This window comes from Streptomyces sp. RLB3-17 (genome assembly GCF_007113425.2).
Classification (GTDB): domain Bacteria; phylum Actinomycetota; class Actinomycetes; order Streptomycetales; family Streptomycetaceae; genus Streptomyces; species Streptomyces mirabilis_D.
The window spans coordinates 11891939-11911707 of record NZ_CP041610.2; the positions used below are offsets into that span (position 1 = coordinate 11891939).

Consider the following 19769-nt stretch of genomic DNA (forward strand, 5'->3'; position numbering starts at 1 on the left):
CGTTCAGCGACGGACAGTCAGCGTCAGTGTGGTATGCGGACCGGTGCTCCCCGATGCGTACATAGACAGCGCCCATAAGGCCTCCTCGGTTGCTAGTGCAGGGATCGGTAGACACGGCTCTTTGCTTAGGTAGAGGCTCCGCTCTGTCCGACGAACGGTGATGAGATGCGTCCAATCGGTGTGGGGCCGTCAGCTGCTAGGTTGCAGTTCCCGGCTTTCGAGGCATCTGCCGCATATCCGTATGCGGTTGCCACGTCCCCGTTCTCCTGACCGATCTTGTGGTTTGCCTGCTTCACATATCCGTCGGCCGCCGACGCGGCCACAGAGACAGCGCGTTGGACATCGCTTGGCGACGGGTTGTTTCCATCGCCCGCATAACCCGGTTCAATCTTCAGCAGCGCCTGAAGATCACTGGTGAGTGTGGAGGCGTCGTTGTGCAGCGTGGATAGGTCGGTGGTCATGACCTGAAGGTCCCCCGAGAAGCTGGAGGCATCGCCGGAGACACCAGAGGCGTCTCCGCTGACCCCCGAAGCATCGCCGCACACGCTGCTGTTGTCCGTGCCGTCGCCTGCTTCCGTGAGCACGTTCTGCTCATCGGCGTGCTCGCTGGCGAGGTCCGCCTCGGTGCTGGTGACGTCGTCACCCAAGCCAGTCAAGTCGCTGCGTAGACTGGACTCATCGGTATTGATGGCCTCGTAGTCCTTGGATACCTTCTGCACCGCGCCGGCCTGACTCTCGGAGAGGTTCTCCTGGGCATTTGCCTGGCTGACGGCTTGCTTCAACTTGGCCAGAGCTACGTTGTACTCGCCATCGGAGGCTCGGTGATAGGTGAACGGCCGGATGCTGCCATCACCGGTGACGACGTTTATGGTCAGCGTGTCATCCGACAAGACGCCGCGGGCGGTGTTCCCCATATACGACAGCGTGACCGTGGAGGTACTGAGCTGCCCGTCGAAGTTGCTTCTGCCGATGGATACTTGCTCGTCCGGAACGCTGCCCTTGACGGTGGCATCCAGCCCAGTGCCTTGAAACGTGCCACTCGCATCCGACTGCCACTGGAGATAGTCGACTTCCCCACCATCTGTGTAGAGGTAGCCGACTGAACCGGGTACGGTCGCGGGCGCCGACGTGATACCCATGGCGGGGATGTGCGGGGCGGTGCTGCTCCTATGCGAACCGCCGCCGCAACCAGCGAGCGTGCAGGCGAGGAGAGCGTTCAGCGATGCGATCGCTGAACGCCGTGCAAGTTTCATGGGCGAAGCGTGCCGGACATGTGACGGTCTGTAAAGATGCTTCAGGGATCAACTTGCGCTCCCAGAGGTGATTGCCGGGTCTGCGGTGAGTGTTAGGGGAGCTGGTTCAGCTGAGCTGTTGGCAGTGGTCGACTTTGGTCATCGGCGGGTGCCCTTCCGAGACCCAGGGACGGTCCGGGGAAGCGCTCGTGTGTTGGGGCCGTGGCATGGGCTGACAACCGCTTTAGGAGTTCGATCAACTGAACCTCCTTCCTGGGTGCGGAGCCCGCGACGGAGCATGGCGAGTGTCCCTGGAGGCGCCCAAGGCCGGTGCAGTCTGATGACGTTGCCGTCAGAGGTTGCCGTCAGGACCTCTTCGTCCCGAAGCAACTTGGGCGGGGGCTCTGCCGTGGAGTGGTGTGGCTCTCGACTGCGCGGATGGTCCGCAGACGTCCGCGCTCGTCTGTCGGTGTTCGTCGGCGTTGTCACGCAGTTAGACACTCACCTGGCGCTGCTCTCGGTACGCGGGATTAGTGCACTTCAGCTCAGTTCTCCGGGCTTAGGCATCGCTGTACCAGTCTCGCAGATCAACTCATGTGACCTGCGACAGTGAGCCGGGACACCTGTCGTTGGTAGTCGTCATGCGTCGCCGTTGAGCGGCCTCGGACGGCCCAGAGACGGCCCGAAACTTCGGATCCTCCAGGGTCTGACCAGCTAGCATGCTGGCAGTCCAGGGACGGGGACGCCATGGCAATCGGCCGCAAGGGTTCGCGACGCATCGTCGTCGACGGCACGCCTTACCGCTGGCGCCTGCGCCGCCGGCCCACGTACGACCAGGCTCTCTGTGATCGACCGTGCACGTACGCAGTGCAGCACGCGGACACCCCTGGCACGACCCTGGTCGTCACCACGAATCAGCCTCATGCCAGCAACTGGTTCGGTGCGCCAAGTGTCGCGGTTCTGCCCAGAGACGTCGCCACCGCCATCGCGTCGGCTCTCCGTCAGGGGTGGTCCCCTACGCAACCGGGCTCACCTTTCAACCTGGACCAGTCTGAAGGCTTCGCCGCCGGCCCCGGTGCTGCACGCAGCTGAGCCACTCTTGGCCAACGGAAAGCCAGCGCTTAGAAGAGAGTTGCACACTTCTACTCAACTAGGCCTCTCACGTGCACGTTTGTTGACGGCCGCATGTCGAGGGTGCCGGACTTTGCCGCGCATTCACCGGAGGGCAGCATTCCGGCGACGCCTTCGGACCCTGCAGGTGGTCCCGCAACTGGAAGGTGCGCCAGCAAGACAGGGCCGCCAAGTGGCCCAAGTAGGCGTGCAGACCTGTAACTTGAACCAGCCGAGGGAGAGGGCAGGTATGGAGTTCTCGCTATTGAACGACGAACCGGTATCTGAGCCGGACGGCGACCTGCTCGGCGTCGGCCGGGCCGCCGGGGAGCTCGCCCGGCTGCTGCACGACTCCCGTAACTCGACACCCTTCACGCTGGCCGTCGACGCCGGGTGGGGGATGGGCAAGAGTAGTCTCATGCGGCTGGTCGAGGCGGAGCTGCACCGACGGAGCGACACGGCGACTGTCTGGTACAACGCGTGGACCTCGACCGGGGCGGATGCCCTGGAGGGGCTGATCAAGTCCGTTCTGATGCGCTTTGACCGACGGGTGCTGAGGCGTGCGTTGAACCGTCTGACCGAGCGGCGAACGCTGATCACAGCGGCCCGTACGGCGATCACCGCGGCAGCAGCCCCGCTGGGGGTGGCCGGGTTGGTTGATCGGTTATGGCAGGAACTGTCCGTCGACGCCACGACCCGCAATGCGATGCGGGACGCGCTGCGTGAACTGGCCACGGAGTGGGCGGAGTCGGCCACCTACGTGCCCCGGCGGCTGCTTGTCGTCTTCGTCGATGATCTGGATCGCTGCTCGGAAGAGACTGTGCTCGCGGTGTGCGAGGCAGTGAAGGTCTACCTCGACGTGCCGGGCCTCGCCTTCGTGGTCGGCTGCGACCGCTCGGCCCTCGGGCCGTCGGGCCTGCTGCGGGACCTGTCACCGGCTGGGTCGGCCTTCATGGAGAAGATCTTCCAGACGAGCTACCGGCTACCGGCCCCGGGGCATGACGACGTCGAGGTGTACGTCCGCCGGTGCGCGCTCCGTTCTGGTCTGCGTGAGCTGTTGGACAACGACTTGGTGAAGCTGATTGCCGAGCGCTCTGCCCGCAACCCGCGCCGAATCAAACGACTTATCAACGGCTTCGGGTTGGAATACAGCCTCAACCCCGTGTGGGCTCGGTTCGCCCCGGAAGCAGTGATCAGGACGTTGCTGCTCCAGCACCTGTACGCGGATTTCTACCGGACCCTGATTACGAGCGACCGGAATCATCCCGACGCGGCCCGGGAGTTCCTGGACTACCGCAGGGCCCACAGGGTGCTAAGCCGGCCGTCGGTGCCGCCGGATCCGGAGGACTGGCGGATCACGGTCTCCTGCGTCTCGGAGCACGGCCTGTCTGCGCCAGTCCGGGACCAGCCTGAGGAGTGGAAGCCGTTGCTGGCCCGGCTGGAGGAATATCTCCCCACTGGCTTCCCGGCGCTGGAGCGGGACCATACGTTCGTGACGCTACTTCAGGAGCTGATGGACCTGGACGGCGCCGACGAACTGCTGCGCCTTCTCAAGCACGGCGTCGCGTCGGTCACTGGGGCGTACCCCGGTGAAGAGCGTCTCGCCCCAGATGAGGAGAGCCCCAGCCCTTCGACCCGCTACACCGGAGCTCACGTGCTCTGGGTGGACGACAATCCAGACGGCATCAGTTTTCATGTGGGGCTGCTGGAGTCGCTGGGGGTGCGGGTGTGGCTTGCCCTTGATGAAGAAGAGGCCGAGCGTGTTCTGGCCAGCACTCGGGTTGATCTGTTGCTCTCCGACATCGCGCGCAGCCAGGACGGGGATGAGGGGTTCGTCGCGCTCCGGCACTGGCGTGACAGTGGGCGCTATCTGGGGCCAGCGGTCTTCTACACCGGCCGGATCACCCCAAACCGCGTCAAGCAGAGCAACCGACTCGGCGCGCAGATCACCACATCCAGCACGGAGTTGACCCGGATGGTCCACGCCTTCTTGCAGGCGGCTCAGGATGGCCGTGCGGCTGACTGACGAGCTCGTGAGTTGAGGCCGGTTGGAGCCCACCCGCCTGCCCCGATGTCAGCCTTGAGCCCCGGAACACGTACGGCCGGCTCGTTGAGCGTTGGGCGGTGGCGATCGGACCTGCGCGAATGACGGCCTGCAGTACTGATGTCAGTGGTGCCCGTTAGCGTCGCCTCCGCAGTCGGGATCCTGGGCAGGATTCGAACCTGTGCACACGGCTCCGGAGGGCGCTTTAGTCTCGGAGAAAAGCGCTGGTCGGTGCCCCTGGGTACGCTCGGTTGGCTGAGGTCCGTCCACAGATAGTCCACGACATCCGTGACCATCGCTCCGCGGAGAGGGGCAGGCAGCTCTGCTGCTGACGCCGGGGTCAAGTAGCTCAGCTAGTGCTATGGCCGTCATAGAGTCGCGTGGTCGGCCCGTCGTGACCCAGCCGTGAGAGAAACGCAGATCCGGACTCTGTAGGTCGCGGTAAGGTCAACCAGGGGTTTCATCCTGAGCAGGGCGGGAAGCAGACGCGGAGGTCGGACGGTGACGGCAGGAGACTCGCGTCCGGTGCCCAGGCCCGGACCGCCGCGTCCGGCGCAGCAGTGGTTCCAGGATCGGCCCTCTCCGTACCCCTGGGAGCAGGACGCTCTCGACCATGTACGACGCCTCATGCCGGCCGCCGAGCCGTATCGCGCCTGGGCCACGTTCTCCTTCACCGCGCAGTCGGGCCGTATCAACGAGTGCGACCTGCTGATCGCGGTGCCCGCGGGCCTCTACCTGGTCGAGATCAAGAGCCATCCAGGGCGACTGGAGAACAACGGATCCACCTGGAACTTCCACGGCTCCGACCGCACCCGGACGATCAACAACCCGCTCCACTTCAACGATGCCAAGTCGAAGGATCTCAAGAGCAGACTCCTGTGGGCGGCGCGCAAGCTGGGCATCCCGGAGCGGTCCGTGCCGCGCGTGGAACCGGCGATCTTCCTCTCGGCTCCGGACCTCGAGAGCCATCTCGACGACGTCCAGAAGGTCAAGGTCTACGGTCGTGACGACCGCCCCACCGGCCTGAAGCGCATCTGGCAGGACTTCCTCAGTCTGCCGCCGGACCGCCCCGACCGTCGCATCACTCCCGACTTCTCCCGGAACACCCTGCCGCGTCTGCTGAAGGCCATCGGCGTCCAGCAGTCCACGGCCCATCTCAGGTTCGGCGACGCCTGGAAGCTGCAGCCGCACCCCCTGGACCGCGGGCAGTCCTGGGAGGACCGCCTGGCCACACGCGACGACGGACTCGTCCAGGAGGAGGGCCGGGTCCGTATCTACCTGGTCGGCCATATGGCGACCGAGGCGGCGAAGAAGTCGACCGATCGCGCGGCCCGCCGCGAGTACCAGGTCCTGCAGGGCGTCACACACCGCGGCATCGTCGAGGCCGTCGAGATCCGCGAGCATCAGGGCGGACCGGCGATCCTCTTCCGTCACCGGCACACGGACCTGCGCCTCGACCAGTACCTCGCGACCTACGGTGGCAAGCTCACTCCCGAGATCCGCCTCGATCTCGTACGGCAGCTCGCCGAGGCCGTCCGCTACGCCCACAATCGCTCTCTCTACCACCGGGCACTGGCGGCCTGCTCCGTCTACGTTTCCTTCCGGTCCGACGGGACGCGCCCCGAGCTGCGTATCACCGACTGGCAGACAGCGGCCCGCGACTTCGACAGCAACGCCACCTTCTTCCGCTCCATCGGCGGCTCGGCGCTCGACGCCGCTCTGATCGAGGACGCGGCCCGCCTCTATCTCGCCCCCGAGACCGACCAGCCGTACGCCGATCCGGCCGACCTGGACATGTTCGGGCTCGGTGCGGTCGCGTACCTGATACTCACCGGTCAGCCCCCCGCCACACAGCGAAGTGCCCTGAGCGAGCGCCTGCGCACCGACTCGGGCCTGCATCTGTACTCCGTCGCCGACGGCTTCTCGGACGCGCTCGACGAGCTGGTCTTCAGGGCGACCCGTTCCGACGTCACCGAACGCCTCGGCTCTGCCGAGGAGTTCCTCGACCTGCTGGACAAGGCGGAGCGCGCCAGCGTGCTGCCCGAGGCGCCCACTGCCGTCGGAGTCGACCCGCTGGAGGCACTCCCCGGCCAGTCGCTCGACGCGGAATGGTCCGTACGGCGCGTCCTCGGCACCGGAGCCACCGCCCGAGCCCTTCTCGTGGAACGTGCGGTCGAGGACGAGGACGGCCGCATACAGATCGACGAGTGGGTCTTCAAGGTCGCCCTGGACGAGCAGAAGGCGGAACGGCTGCGTGCCGAGGCGGGCGTTCTCAAGGAGGTGGGCGGCGGCGCGGTCGTGCAGCTAAGGGGCGAGGGGCTGCGCGAGATCGGCGGACGGACCGTCCTGCAGCTCGAGTACGCCGGTGAGCAGTCTCTGGGTGCCCGGCTGCGGGGCAAGGGCAAGCTGACCTACCACGAGCTGGAGCGCTTCGGCGACGACATGTTCAGGGCGATGGACCAGCTGGCCGCCAACGGAGTTCTCCACCGCGACCTGAAGCCCGACAACTTCGGCATCCACCACAGCAAGGACCGGATCTGGCGCCTGAAACTGTTCGACTTCTCCCTCGCCGACGCCTCCGAGCGTGACATCAAGGCGGGCACGCGCGGCTACCTCGACCCGTTCCTCGGCTCCCTGCGGCGGCCGTACTACGACGACCACGCCGAGCGGTACGCGGCGGCCGTCACCCTGCACGAGATGGCCGCCGGCGAGCGCCCTATGTGGGGCGACGGACAGCTGGACCCGCTCACCAACGAATCCGCCGAACTGTACGTCGCGACGGAGCTGTTCGAACCGGCCCTCAGTGACGGTCTCACGTCCTTCTTCCGACGGGCGCTGCACCGCGACACCGAACACCGCTTCGACACGCTGCGGCAGATGCACGACGAGTGGCGCGAGGTGTTCCGGGCGGCCGACGCGACCAAGCCGGCCACCACCCCGGCCACGGTCGGCACCCAGGCCGAGGACGCCGAGGAGGCCCGCGACGCCGCCGCGCAGGCGGCGGATGCGGAGACTCTGCTGGAGGCCGCGGGCCTGTCGCCCCGGGCCGTGTCCGTGGCACACGGGCTGGGTGCCACCAAAGTGGGGGAGCTGCTCGACGTCCAGCCGTACGCGATCTCGAAGGCGCGGGGCGCCGGTGCGCTCGTACGCAAGGAACTCAACCGGCGTCGCAAGCAGTGGGCCGTCGCGCTGCGGCAGCCCGGGGCCGACGCCCGACCGGCCGGACCGGCTGCGCGCACGGACGGCGACTCCGAATCGGACGGACCGCTGATCCTGTCGATCGACGACATGGCGGCCCGGCTCACCCCCGAGCCAGGCCGCAAGGGTTCCCACCGTGCGCCCGTGGTCCGGCTCACGCTCGGTCTGCCGCCCGAGGAGGGCGGCCTGTCGCCGTTGGGCCCCTGGTCGGTCCAGGCCCGCATCGCCGACCACCTCAAGATCAAGCAGCCGCCGGTCTCCCGCCATCACCGCATCGAGATCAAGCAGTGGGCCGAGGCGGACTGGCTGGGGCGGGTGCGCGAAGAGCTGGTCGAGATCGTGACCGCGGCCGGACGGGTCATGACCGCGCAGGAGGCCGCCGCCGAACTGAGGGTCCGGCGCGGCGCGGGCGACGACACGCCCGAGCGCACGCTCGCGAGGGCACTTGCCGTCGTACGGGCCGCCACCGAGGCCGAGTTGTGGGACGGCGAGGGCGCGGAGCAGCACGAGCCGCGCCTGGCCGTGCACCGGCGTGGCGACACCGTATTGATCGCCGTGGAGTCGCTGCCCGGGACCGACGACCCCAGCCCCCGTGAACTGGCCGACTATACGGCTGAGTTGGGGACAGTGGCGGAGCGTCTGGCGCGTCAGGAGCCGTTGCCGGGGCGGGCCGCGGTGGTCCGCGACCTGCGTGCGGTGCCCGCCCCGGAAGGCTTCGCCCCACTTGCGGACACCCGGCTGGTGGACCTGGCGGCCGCAGTCGCCGTGGGTACCGAGGTCACTCCGCGCCTTGAGCTGTATCCCCGTGACCTCAGCCTGGACCGCGCCCTGCGGATCTCGCAGGCAGGGGCGGGCGTACGACGGGACCGTGGCATCACGGTCGCCGAGCTGCTGGCGCGGCTGCGCGCACGCTTCCCGGTGCTCGACGCGCTCTCCGGAGAGCGGGAGCCGACGTACGTCGAGCTGGAGGACCCGCTCAGGGAGGCGCGCTTCGACCTCCGGTACGACACCAAGCTGGAGCGGTTCTTCCCACCGACCCTGGAGGCGGTCGGCCAGTGGACGTCGACCGGCACGGGCACCAGCTACCTGCCGCCCGGGCACGGCATCCCGGCGGTCGCGGAGATGGACGGGGATCCGCATGCCGCCACCCGGGCCAGGCTCGCCTCCTGCGTGCAACGTGGCGGGTTCCTCGCGCTGACCGTGAAGGGCAGCAAGCTGCCCGGTGCCGCTGAGGCGGTGGCCGCGGCGTTCCCCGTCGAACGCGTCGACCTGGGGCGGGAGTTCCTCGCCGAGTTCCGCGCGCTGGCGGCGGAGAAGGGGCAGGACTGGGAGAAGGTCCTGCGCGCCGACTCGGGCTCCGCGCCGGGGCAGATCAAGCGGGGTCTGGCTTCGTTCGTCCGTGCGGTGTGGGTGCGTCTGGAGGCCGTGCTGCTGGAGCGGGCCGCGGCACCGCGCACGGTGCTGTTCCTGCATGACGCGGGGCTGCTCGCCCGGTACTGGGACGAGGGCGGCCACGACCTCCTGGTCCGCCTCCAGACGGCGGCCCGCCGACCGGCCGACGACCCCCACGGGCTGTGGCTGCTGTGCCCGGTCGACACCCGGACACAGGTCCCGCACCTGGACGGGCGGACGGTCGAGGTGATCGGCGGGGACGGCGAACGGGCGTACCTCGACGGCGACTTCCTGACGACGGTGGCAGCGGCGGCGGCCTAGACCCGCGCCGCCGCCAAAGGCGAGCGCAGGGTCCTTCCGGTCGTCATTGTGAGCGCCTGGAAACGCCGCCCTTGCGGCCGATGCCGAACGCAAGGCGGTAGACGTCGGGGATGTCGACCGCGTAGTCGCGCAGGTCGGTGGCGCCCGCCGCGCGCCGTGTCATCACGCCGAGCCTCTCCAACTCGTCGATCAGCTCACGGTGGTTGTCGACGTCCTCCGGCCCGCTGCCCTGCGAGCCGTTCGCCAGGACCTCGCGCAGCTGCACGGAGAGGGAGGCGTCCCGCCAGTAGGCGAGGACCACGGACGGCTGCATTGGTACCTGGCCGCCCCGCAGTTGCTCGACGGCGACCGCGGCCCAGCGGATGTCCTCCGTGATCTCGTCGACGCGGATCTGGGAAGCGGTACTCACGGATTCCCGGATGGCGTCGTAGTGGAGGGCGTGCTCGTGCATGGGATGCCGGTCCCGGCTGATCGTCGCCGCGGTGGAGACGGCCTGGAGCAGGGTGCGCGGACTCACCTGGCCCCGGCCGTCCTGCAGGTGGTTGGGAAGCCAGGTGTACGTGTAGCCGCGGCGGTGGCTCGGGCCCATGTACGGGCCTGCCATCGTGACGAACAGATCGTGCTGGCGTTTCGGGGTGGCGATGACGTCGACGGGGGCGATGAACCGGCCTTCACCCTCCCTGCGCCAACTGCCGGTCGACGCCCGGAACTTCTCCGCCTCGGGGCTCGGGTGATTGCCCAGCTGGTGGAAGAGCAGGCCGTACAGATTCTCCGTCGTCCAGGTCAGATCGGTCGCGTTGGCGCCGAGTTTCGACGCGTCCGGGAAGTGCTTGGGGGCGCTCTCGTACATGTCCGGGCGGACGAAGATCTTCGCCCGGATCGCGCTGGTGCTCATCCGGAGATCCAGCGCCACCTCGAAGAGGCCGGACACCAGCCGGTCGACGACCGTCCGGTCGTTGTGGAGGTGCTCCAGGGCGTCGAAGATCAGCAGGCGGGTGCGGCCGCTCTTGCGGGCCTCCTGGTCTACCGTCCACAGGGCGCGTTCATACGACTCCATGTGGTCGGCGACCCAGCGGACACGCTTGTCCCAGCCTTCGATGCGCAGGATTTCTGGGGCCCTGAGTCCGGTCAGGACCACGGCCGACCAGAGGTGCTGAGGCGTGACTCGGGGATCCTCAACGAGCTTGCTGATGACGCTCTTGCTGGGATGGTGCAGATTGGGCTCGCCGCCCTTCGCGTGACCTGTGGCGACCGTCATCCGGTCCAGCCTGGGCATCATGTACGAGGCTGCCGCGATCTCGCGCATCCGGTCGTCGCTGAGGACCTTGGTCCACACGGTCTTGCCGGAACCACGTGCGCCGCGCACCACCGTCACGTCTGGGTCCAGCGCACGCCGGTGGCTCGACGGAGTGAACAGCCGTGTGACGTCCGGGCTGACGGTGTCGGCGTCGAAGGCGCTGCCGGGGGCGGTGGCGAGCAGCGTCCGGTACTCGTCGGTGGTCAGCGGGTCGGTCATGACAGCTCCTCGCGCGGGAAGACCAGTTCTTCGACCTCACTGAGGAACCTCTTGTACGCAGCCTCCACGAAGGGCAGTTCGGGCCAGTCGCGGTCCTGGAGCGGGTCGAGGCCGATCAGGTCGTGGCTGAAGAGGATCGGGATGGGCGCGTGCGGGGCCTGGTTGTCCTCAAGGGCAGGGTGGTATGCCTCCAGGTCCGCGCCCTCCGCGTCGTCGTAGAGCGTGTCGGCGAACATCTTCTGGGCGTTGTCGCGGAGCTTGTGCAGACGCTGTATGTCCCCGGCGGACCGGAACATGGCGGCCACGATACGGAGGCGCTCGCGCAGGTCGACGGCCCGGTCGGGGCGCTGTTTCCACTGGGAGAGCAGCATGCCGTAGCCGTACCAGGTGGATGGGTTGTCGACGGCGAAGAGCAGGGACAGCCCGCTGAGCTGGGTCAGGGTGACGGCGGCGATGTCGTGAATGCCGGCCCGGCTGTCGAGCAGGACCACGTCCGGCTGCCGCGAGATCCCGGCCACCTGGGCCTCGCACGCGGCGATGGCTTCCTCCAGCCGCACGCAGAACGGCTTGGGCGCGCCGCCCGGTGCCGCGGCCGGCAGGTCGCTGTAGATGCGGTTCAGCTTCGCGAGGTAGTCGTAGCCGTCACGGGGGCGGCCTCCGGCGGGCGCCAGCCAGATCTCGCCGTTGCCCTGGGAGGGCACGAAGAACGAACTCTGGGTGACGAGCTCCAGCCCTTCGGCGTTGCCGACGCCGGCCTCGACCAGGTGGTCGACGATGCCGTGCTCGGGCAGCTGGTCGAAGCCGTGCAGGAGCGAGGAGACCCCCGGGGACTCCAGGTCGAGGTCGACGACGAGTACGCACCGGCCCTGGTCGGCGAAGTAGCGGGCGAGGACGGCGGTGGCGGTGGAGCGCCCGACTCCTCCCTTGAACCCGTACAGCGCGACGCGCCGATCTCGCACCTCGGGCTGTGGTGAAGCGCCCGCTATGGCATCCCGGGCCCAGTCGGCGCCCACGACGGTTCGTTCGAGTACGGCGACCCGGCCGCGGTGTCCCGGCTCACCCTCGTCCTGCACGATGAGTTCAGGAGAGGCGAAGAACATCTCCGGCGCGAACATCGTGGACGCGGTCTGGACGGGCTGGGCGCCCGCGAAGGCCTGGGTGTCGCGTCGGAACTCCTCCGCGAGCGCTTCCAGTTCCTCGGCGGGCAGAGGCTTGTCCTCGTCGTCCACGAGGAGAGACGCACGCCCGAACAAGTCGCGTACGAGGACGGTGTCCCGGCCGGTTTCAGCGGCTCGGTGGGCGTGGCCCAGGGCGGCGTTCCACGCGGCGTCGAATCGGGTGGGGTTCATAGGGCGGGCGCCTGCTTTTCCACTTCGGCTGCGTCTTCTGCTTCTACTTGGGCTACTTCGCCAGTTGGTAGGCGGCGATAACGGTACGAGCTGCGGCGAGGTGACGTTTCACGCGCTGCTCGGATATCTGGCCACTGTCACGGTAGCGGTGGGCCACGTCCCACTCGTCGGTGGATTCCCGGAAGGGGTTCTGCTGGGGAAGCTGCGCGAGCACGGTGGCGCCTTGGTGGCCGTTGGCGAGCAGGAAGAGCTGGTCCCACACGTGGGGCAGGTGACCGTGCTCGGAGGCCTTCCGAGCCTTCTCGATCTGGGTCTTGCTCGGCGCCGCCGGGCTGTTCCTGATCACCGGGCTGTACGGGATCCCGAGCGGGGAGTCCTGCATGGAACCGAAGAAGTCGAGGAGCATCGCTTTGATGACGCACTCCGCGGCGATGCCCGCGAGATGGTCGGCGGAGCCGAAGAGCTGAGGCGACTTGGCGAGTTGCGTTGCCGCGTCGTAGTGGCAGAGACCCACGTCCAAGAGGGAGTGCTGGTAGGTGGGCGCGGGTGCCGGCGCGGGTGCCGGCGTGGGTGACGCGGGTGCGGGTGCGGGTGCGGCGGGTGCCGGGGCCGCGGGCGTGGTCGAGGCCGCCGGGATTGGAGGAGGTGTCTGAGCCGTCACGGTGATCACCTTAGCGGCGTGATCATGGCAGATGAGAGTACTTTGCGATGACTCCTGCGGGATCTGTTCCGGCCGACGGTGCTGGCAGGATTGAGACGCGAAACCGTATGGAGATGTGCGGTGGGTGACGCGGTGCTGCGAGAGGGATGGCGAAGAGTGACGGTCACGGGCCAGGAAGCGCGGGCGGGGCTGGACCAGGCGGCGCTGCTGAAGGATCTGCGGCGGCAGGTCGTGGTCCTGGAGGACGATCTGCGGGCTCGTAGTGAGTCCGAGGACGAGTACCGCGTCCGGCTGGAGTCCGAGTACCGGCGGGCCCGGGAGGCGCAGCGCACGGCGGCGACGTACGGCGCGTGGCGGGACGAGCGGGTGACTCAGGCCGCCGTTGCGTGGGTGCTGGCCTGTGTCTTCGTACGGTTCTGTGAGGATCACGGTCTCATCGAGGCGCCGTTCATCGCCGGGCCCGGGGAGCGGTTGGTCGAGGCGGAGGAGCGGCACGAGGCGTACTTCCGTGAGCATCCTGATCACAACGACCGGGACTGGCTGATCGCCGCGTTCGAGCATCTTGCGGGGGCCCATGAGACGGTGGCCGGTCTCTTCGACCGTGCGCACAATCCGCTGTGGGAGCTGATGCCGGGCTATGAGGCCGCGACGGAGTTGTTGCGGTTCTGGCGGCGGTGGGATGCGGACGGGCGGATCGTTTACGACTTCTCGTACCTGGACTGGGATACGCGGTTCCTCGGTGACCTGTACCAGGACCTGAGTGACCATGCCCGGAAGACGTACGCGCTGTTGCAGACGCCGGAGTTCGTCGAGGAGTTCATCCTCGATCTGACGCTGGAGCCGGCCATCGCGGAGTTCGGGCTGGATCCCGTGGTGGAGGGGCCGGGGGGCGTCGAGCGGCGAGGGCTGCGGACGATCGACCCCGCGTGCGGGTCCGGGCACTTCCTGCTAGGCATCTTCGAGCGGCTCGTGGAGAAGTGGTGGGAGGCGGAGCCCGGCGCGGACGAGTGGTTGGTGGTGCGGAGGGCTCTGGAGTCCGTCCACGGGTGCGACAAGAATCCTTTCGCGGTGAGTATCGCTCGGTTCCGGTTGCTGGTTGCGGCTATGCGGGCTGCGGGGGCTGAGCGGTTGGCGCATGCGCCGGTGTTTCCCATCAATGTGGCGGTGGGGGACTCGTTGCTGCATGGGCGGGGTGCGGCGGGTATTCAGACGGATTTGGGTACGTTGTTTGCGGAGATGGAGGGGGGCGACTCTGGGGGTGGGGGTGTCTTTGTTTACTCTACGGAGGATGTGGGGGAGTTCGCACTGGAGGTTGATTTGCTGGGGCGGGGGTCGTATCACGTTGTGGTGGGGAATCCGCCCTATATCACGGTGAAGGACAAGCAGGAGAACGAGAATTATCGGGCGGCGTATGACGCTTGCGCAGGCACGTATGCCTTGTCGGTTCCGTTCGCGCAGCGCCTGTTTGAGCTGGCGGTGAAAGGTGCCGGTGGTTCGATGGGTGGGGGTGGCTTCGTCGGGCAGATCACCGCGAACTCCTTTATGAAGAGGGAGTTCGGCAAGAAGCTGATCGAGGTAGTTTTCCGAAACCGGGTCGAGCTTTCGCATGTGATCGACACGTCCGGGGCGTTCATTCCGGGGCACGGTACGCCGACGGTGATTCTTGTGGGGCGTAACCGGGTGCCGAATCCTGAGCGGATGGTTCGGGCGGTGTTGGGGGTTCGGGGGGAGCCGTCGCAACCGGGGGTGGCGGCAGAGGGTCTTGTTTGGCGGGCTATTGTTGAGCAAGTAGGGAAGCCGAGAAGTGAGTCTGAGTGGCTGTCGGTTGAGGACTCGGCGGCGGACGTTTTTGCGACGCACCCGTGGTCGGTGAGTGGTGGCGGGGCGGGGGCTCTACTGGATCGGGTCAATGCCGATCGCGGGGAGCTGAGCCAGAAGATCGATCCACCAATTGGTCGGGCTGTCCGAGCAGGGGCTGACGAAGCGTTCATGCGGCCTTTGCGGCCTGGCCTCCGTGCAGGCACAGATCGACGTGCCTTGCGGCCACTGTTGCTCGGGGAAGTTGTCCGAGACTGGACTGGAGTGCCAGATGTGGAGATCTGGTATCCGTATGATTCAGAGGTTGCTGGCAGCGGACTCAAGGAAGAGCTCTGGCCTTGGCGTGTGACTCTTGCTGCCCGACGCACTTTCCAGGGCGATATGTCGGATGCGGGTTTGGTGTGGTGGGAGTACATGCAGCACACCGCCTCCGCGTACCAGACGCCGCTGTCGATTGCATTTGCTGAAGTAGCGACTCACAACCATTTTGTTCTTGACCGGGGTGGCAACGTCTTTAAGCAAACGGCTCCGGTGATTAAATTGCCGAAGGGGTGTGGGGAGGACCGACACCTTGAACTGCTGGGGGTGCTTAATTCGTCGATTGCTGCATTTTGGCTGAAGCAAAACTGCCATGTTAAGGGCGGTAGCGGAATCGGCCGGGGAGTGCAGGACGAGCTTTGGGAGGCTCGGTACGCTTTCAACGCGACTCGGTTGGAAGCGTTTCCCTTGCCTAAACAGCTTCCGCTGTTCCTTGGTCGTGTGATGGACTCCCTGGCGCGGAAGTTGTCCCAGGCTGAGCCCCTCATCGGCGGCGCGCGTGGCGTCTACGGTCGTGCTGCCCTCGATGAGGCCCATGCCGACTACACTCGCCTTCGCCATCGCATGATCGCCCTCCAAGAAGAGCTCGACTGGCAGGTTTACGGGTCGTACGGCTTGCTGTCCGAAGCCGCTGAGGCGCGTACCACCTTGCCGTTGCCCGCCCCCGAGACCATCCCCGAAGTGCGGCTCGGAGAGCGGGCGTTCGAGATTGTGCTGGCTCGGAAGCGGGCCGCTGGTGAGGTCGATACCGCCTGGTTCGAGCGGCACGGGTCGACGCCCATTACCGAGATTCCGGGGCACTGGCCCGCGTGGTACCGGGACATCGTGCAGGCCCGTATCGACATCATCGAGCGGCGCAAGGACATTGGGCTTATCGAGCGGCCCGAGTGCAAGCGGCGGTGGTCTGTCGAGCCCTGGGAGAAGAAGGAGAAGGCGGCTCTGCGCACCTGGTTGCTCGATCGGTGTGGGGATCCCGCGCTGTGGTTCAGCCTCCGGGAGGGTGTTAAGCAGCCTCGTACGCTTACCGTCAACCAGCTTGCCGATGCCCTGAGTTCCGACGCTGACTTCAACGCCGTCGCCGCGCTCTACGCCTCCGATCACCTCAACAAGCCTGACCTTCCGCTCGGGCAAGTGCTCGCTGATGTCGTCGCCGATGAGCACGTGCCCTACCTCGCCGCCATGCGCTACAAGGACTCCGGCCTGCGTAAGCACGAGCAGTGGGAAGACGTCTGGGAGCAGCAGCGGGAGGAGGACCGGACCGGGCAGCGGCTCGATATCCCCGTACCGCCCAAGTACTCCTCCGCCGACTTCCTCAAGTCCTCCTACTGGTCCAACCGTGGCAAGCTCGACGTTCCCAAGGAGCGGTTCATCTCCTATCTGGAGGCCGGGCCCGACGCCGACCCGACCGTGCTGCTCGGTTGGGCCGGGTGGGATCACAAGGATCAGGCTCAGGCGCTCATCAACCTCATCGAGGACCGTACGGAGCAGAGCGGTTGGGACACCGAGCGGCTCACCCCGTTGCTTGCCGGGCTGCACGAGGTCATGCCCTGGGTACAGCAGTGGCACGGTGAGTACGACGCCGAGTGGGAGTCCGTGCCGGCGGAGGACTGCGATGCCTTCCTCGATGAGCAGATGGGCAAGCACCGGCTCAGCGCGACGGACCTCAAGGCCTGGCGGCCCGTGAAGCGTGCGCGGGGGCGTAAGGCTGCCGCCTCGAAGAAGGCGAGCGCCCCGGAGCAGCCCACCCTCGACGTCGAGTAGGCGGAACGTGGCAGTGGGGCTGACGGAATCCAGAATTCCGGCAGCCCCACGGGCGTTGGGCGGGTGTCAGACTCGGGCGTCTGCCGCGTACGCGACGAAGGTCGACCACGTGGTGCGGGAGAGGGCGAGCTGGCCGCCCTCCTTGTCCTTGGAGTCCCGGACGCGGACAGCTTCACGGCAGTTAGCGACCTCGATGCAGTTGTCGCCAGAGCTGCCGCTGTAGCTGCTCTTGAACCAGTCCAGTTCGGTGCTGCTCATAGTGCTCCTCGTATCTGCTCCAGCAGGCTCACGGTGGCTTCGCGGCCGAGTGCCTGCGACCGCAGCTTGCCATAGCGCTGAAGCATTGCGCTCACGTCATCAGAGTTGGTGAGCAGGACGCTCGACTGCTGTCCCTCGGTGTAGCCGATCCACTGGTGTTCTGAGGTCTCGGCCAGGTACATCTGGCCATCAACTCCGGCGTGTTCCTCCTGCCGCAACGGCATGATCTGGAGCTCTACGTTGCGAAGGCTCCCGACCTCCAACAGATGGTCGATGAGGGTCCTGGTCACCTCTGCGCCACCCACTCGGCGCTCCAAGAGCGCCTGCTCGATGACGAAGCTGAACGCCGTGTTCTGTCTCTCCGGCAATAGCCGCTGACGCTCCAGCCGCGCCACCACCTGGCGCTCGATCTGCTCCTCCGTCAGCGGCGGCAATCGGCGTTCGAAGATTGCCCGGATGTACGCCTCAGGCTGCAATAACCCCGGAATGGCCCGGCACTCGTACGTGTAGAGGGAGATCGCCTCTTCCTCGATCCCCGCCCACTGCACGAACCACGACGCCAGCCCCTGCCTCCGCGTCAGATGCCGTGTCGCCGCTTTGAGCACCCTCGGGGCCTCAAGCACCGCCCCAGCCCGTTCGATGAACCTCACCGACGGGAACCGTTTCCCCTGCTCCAGCTTGGCCACCGCATGCACCGAGTAGCGCACCAGCGGGGCGAACTCCTCCTGCGTCAGGCCCGCTTCCTCACGTAACGCCTTCAGGACCGCGCCGAAGCTCTTGAGGCCGTCGGACACTTCCGGTTCACCTTTCCAAGGGTTACGGGCTGTCACCCACCCTGTCCATTCGGTGAACCCACCCAGCCGCGTCTGTACCAGTGCCGTGCCTGTCGAGTCACCCTCCCTCCCGTGACTCTGGACCGCATGACCGCACCTCAGGCCCAACCCGGCGTCGCCGTACGTATGTTCTTCCAACAGCTCAGCGCCACCCGGCGTGGCGCCCGTCTCGCCCGCCACCTCGCCACGCACCAACTCGACGTCTGGGGCATCCCGTTCGGCTCGGCCGCCTCCGACAACGTGGCCTTCGTTGTCGCCGAGTTGGCCTCCAACGCCGTACTCCACGCCCGCGTACCGGGCCGCGACTTCGCCGTCCGCCTTGAGCACCGTACGGACACGCTCCGCATCGAGGTCGCCGACGTCCGAGGTGACCGCCCCGTCGCCGCGCCCCCGATGACCATGGACACGACCGCCGACTACGGCCGTGGCCTCGTCATCGTCGACGCCCTCGCCTCCCGTTGGGGCGTGAGCGACCGCCCAGGCCCCGGCAAGGTCGTCTGGGCCGAGATCGACCTCCGCTGAGAGCACATGCAAACCGTCACGGCATCGGAATCGCCGGCGGACTCGCCCGCTGCCAGTAGTGCAGCACCGGAGGATGCGCGACCTCCTCCCCGAGATCCGAGGTCAGCAGGTGATGCCTTGCGACCGCGTCGTCGACGATCTGCCGCCACCACTCCAGCCGGTCCCGGCCCGCGTCGGTCGAGATCAACTCGTCGTGCAGCGCGTACAGCTCGCACGTGTTGTGCCACTGCGACTCGCGCACATCGGCGTTGCTCTCGCTGAACCGCGACAACTCGGAGCCCTCGCACACTGGGCACCCGCACGTCAACGGTTCGACGCGCGCGAACCAGTCCTGGAGAACCTCCACCCGGTGGTACTTCAGCAGATCACGCACGAGCACCACCGGATACGGCCGCCAGCCCCGGCCCTTGCGGCGCGGGTCCATGCCGTGCCGGAGCATGGCGGTGACCCCCACCGCCGTGCCCAGCGCCCCGTGCGCCAACGCGTCGAAAGCCGCCAGGTCCGTACGCCACAGCAGCAGACGCGGGCACGACCGGCACAGCACGCGCAGCCCCTCGGCCACACCCACCCGCTCCAACGGGTCCTTGTAGTGCTGCATGATCAGCGCGACCGGATGCCGGCTGGCCCGCACAGCCTGCACTAGGTGCAGCAGCGACTCGTCCCGCAGCCACCGGTAACTGCACGGCAGCAGGACGACCGTGTCCGTCCGCTCCAGCCGGTTGGCCTGGGCGATCACTGCACGCAGGACCTTGGCGTCGCCGCCCTCGTCCGGTGGTATGAAGCAGGTCGGCGTCACCGTGAACGCCGCCTTGTTGGCGAGCTGGCCGTTCAGGGCCTCCTCCAGGCCGGAGTGGTCGAGCGCGTGCCAGCCGTCGGCCGCCTGATAGCCGAAGGGCCAGTCGACGGTCGCGACCCGGTGCTCGTGGCCGCCGTAGTCGACGGCCACGACCGTGTCCGGATAGCTGTTGCGTATGTTCCGGCACCTCACCGCGGCATCGGCACCTGTGAGGAGCAGGCCTCCGGTGCTCGCGTCGATGTGCGGTAGGAGGCCGATCGCCGACCTGTCGTTCACCATGATCAGTAACCGGTCGCGCAGTAAGCCCTCGATCCCGTTGCCCCCCATGGGGTCCCCCTCACGGTCATGAAGCACGCCCTGCTGGTCATGAGTGTCGGAGTCGGTCAAAAAGGAGCGCAAGACGGTCGTATGCGGGCGTAAGCGGTTCTCGGCCAGGCTGCGGACAGGGTCACAGCCAGGAAAATGTCACAGCGAGATGCGCATCCGTTGCATTCCGTCACGGCTTCGTCCGCTCAAGTCGCTCAACGTGACACTCAGGTCACGGAACTTGCGTCTGGCCTGGGCACATGGCATGGCAAGACTGGCAAGATTGGGTGGCGCGCGTGAGATCAGCGCGCCCCAGTTGCCGCCGAGTGAGGGA

11 protein-coding genes are annotated in these 19769 nt (G+C 67.1%); 4 read left to right on the forward strand and 7 right to left on the reverse strand.

Annotated elements, in window-relative coordinates; all coding sequences use genetic code 11:
• Positions 1-125 precede the first annotated feature (125 nt).
• Positions 126-1253 (reverse strand): hypothetical protein, encoded by a 1128-nt coding sequence (locus tag FNV62_RS53905; protein ID WP_144316312.1) that lies wholly within the window; start codon positions 1251-1253, stop codon positions 126-128.
• Positions 1254-2592: 1339 nt separating this feature from the next.
• Here FNV62_RS53905 and FNV62_RS53910 point away from each other — a divergent pair.
• Both FNV62_RS53910 and pglW read left to right on the forward strand, forming a co-directional pair.
• Positions 2593-4368, forward strand: a complete 1776-nt coding sequence (locus FNV62_RS53910; protein WP_143606197.1) for a P-loop NTPase fold protein — start codon at positions 2593-2595, stop codon at positions 4366-4368.
• A gap of 543 nt (positions 4369-4911) precedes the next feature.
• Positions 4912-9297 carry a BREX system serine/threonine kinase PglW gene (pglW, locus tag FNV62_RS53915; RefSeq protein ID WP_144316313.1) on the forward strand — a complete coding sequence of 1462 codons (4386 nt, stop codon included), beginning with the start codon at positions 4912-4914 and terminating at the stop codon, positions 9295-9297.
• Between the two features lie 43 nt (positions 9298-9340).
• Here the strand turns inward: pglW and FNV62_RS53920 are convergent, their stop codons facing one another.
• Genes FNV62_RS53920 through FNV62_RS53930 form a run of 3 tightly spaced genes read right to left on the reverse strand, consistent with a single transcriptional unit; the run spans position 9341 to position 12676 of the window.
• Positions 9341-10813, reverse strand: coding sequence for a hypothetical protein (locus FNV62_RS53920; RefSeq protein ID WP_144316314.1), 1473 nt, complete (start codon positions 10811-10813; stop codon positions 9341-9343).
• Positions 10810-12162 (reverse strand): ParA family protein, encoded by a 1353-nt coding sequence (locus tag FNV62_RS53925; protein WP_144316315.1) that lies wholly within the window; start codon positions 12160-12162, stop codon positions 10810-10812. The genes FNV62_RS53920 and FNV62_RS53925 overlap by 4 nt, the downstream gene beginning before the upstream one ends.
• A gap of 52 nt (positions 12163-12214) precedes the next feature.
• A complete protein-coding gene (locus FNV62_RS53930) occupies positions 12215-12676 on the reverse strand; it encodes a hypothetical protein (protein WP_144316587.1) in 462 nt (153 codons plus the stop codon).
• A 303-nt stretch (positions 12677-12979) separates the two neighbouring features.
• Between FNV62_RS53930 and pglX the strand changes: the two genes are divergently transcribed.
• A complete protein-coding gene (pglX, locus tag FNV62_RS53935) occupies positions 12980-16720 on the forward strand; it encodes a BREX-2 system adenine-specific DNA-methyltransferase PglX (RefSeq protein WP_144316588.1) in 3741 nt (1246 codons plus the stop codon).
• 66 nt (positions 16721-16786) lie between these two features.
• Here pglX and FNV62_RS53940 read toward each other — a convergent pair whose 3' ends face one another.
• Positions 16787-16978: a DUF397 domain-containing protein gene (locus FNV62_RS53940; RefSeq protein ID WP_144316316.1), complete on the reverse strand. Its 192-nt coding sequence runs from the start codon at positions 16976-16978 to the stop codon at positions 16787-16789.
• Complete coding sequence (locus FNV62_RS53945; RefSeq protein ID WP_144316317.1) at positions 16975-17772, reverse strand: helix-turn-helix domain-containing protein; 798 nt, start codon at positions 17770-17772, stop codon at positions 16975-16977. Before FNV62_RS53945 ends, FNV62_RS53940 begins: the two co-directional genes overlap by 4 nt.
• A gap of 126 nt (positions 17773-17898) precedes the next feature.
• Between FNV62_RS53945 and FNV62_RS53950 the strand changes: the two genes are divergently transcribed.
• On the forward strand, positions 17899-18333 hold the full coding sequence (locus FNV62_RS53950) for an ATP-binding protein (RefSeq protein WP_225900764.1): 435 nt from the start codon (positions 17899-17901) through the stop codon (positions 18331-18333).
• A 16-nt stretch (positions 18334-18349) separates the two neighbouring features.
• Here the strand turns inward: FNV62_RS53950 and FNV62_RS53955 are convergent, their stop codons facing one another.
• Entirely contained in the window at positions 18350-19456 is a 1107-nt protein-coding gene (locus FNV62_RS53955; RefSeq protein ID WP_144316318.1) for a hypothetical protein, read from the reverse strand.
• Positions 19457-19769 lie beyond the last annotated feature (313 nt).

Bases quoted from the DNA above. Each gene is read 5' to 3' on its own strand.
- FNV62_RS53940 (WP_144316316.1), bottom strand. From the start codon at position 16,978: ATGAGCAGCACCGAACTGGACTGGTTCAAGAGCAGCTACAGCGGCAGC.
- FNV62_RS53920 (WP_144316314.1), bottom strand. From the start codon at position 10,813: ATGACCGACCCGCTGACCACCGACGAGTACCGGACGCTGCTCGCCACC.
- FNV62_RS53910 (WP_143606197.1), top strand. From the start codon at position 2,593: ATGGAGTTCTCGCTATTGAACGACGAACCGGTATCTGAGCCGGACGGC.
- FNV62_RS53905 (WP_144316312.1), bottom strand. From the start codon at position 1,253: ATGAAACTTGCACGGCGTTCAGCGATCGCATCGCTGAACGCTCTCCTC.
- FNV62_RS53955 (WP_144316318.1), bottom strand. From the start codon at position 19,456: ATGGGGGGCAACGGGATCGAGGGCTTACTGCGCGACCGGTTACTGATC.
- FNV62_RS53950 (WP_225900764.1), top strand. From the start codon at position 17,899: ATGACCGCACCTCAGGCCCAACCCGGCGTCGCCGTACGTATGTTCTTC.
- FNV62_RS53925 (WP_144316315.1), bottom strand. From the start codon at position 12,162: ATGAACCCCACCCGATTCGACGCCGCGTGGAACGCCGCCCTGGGCCAC.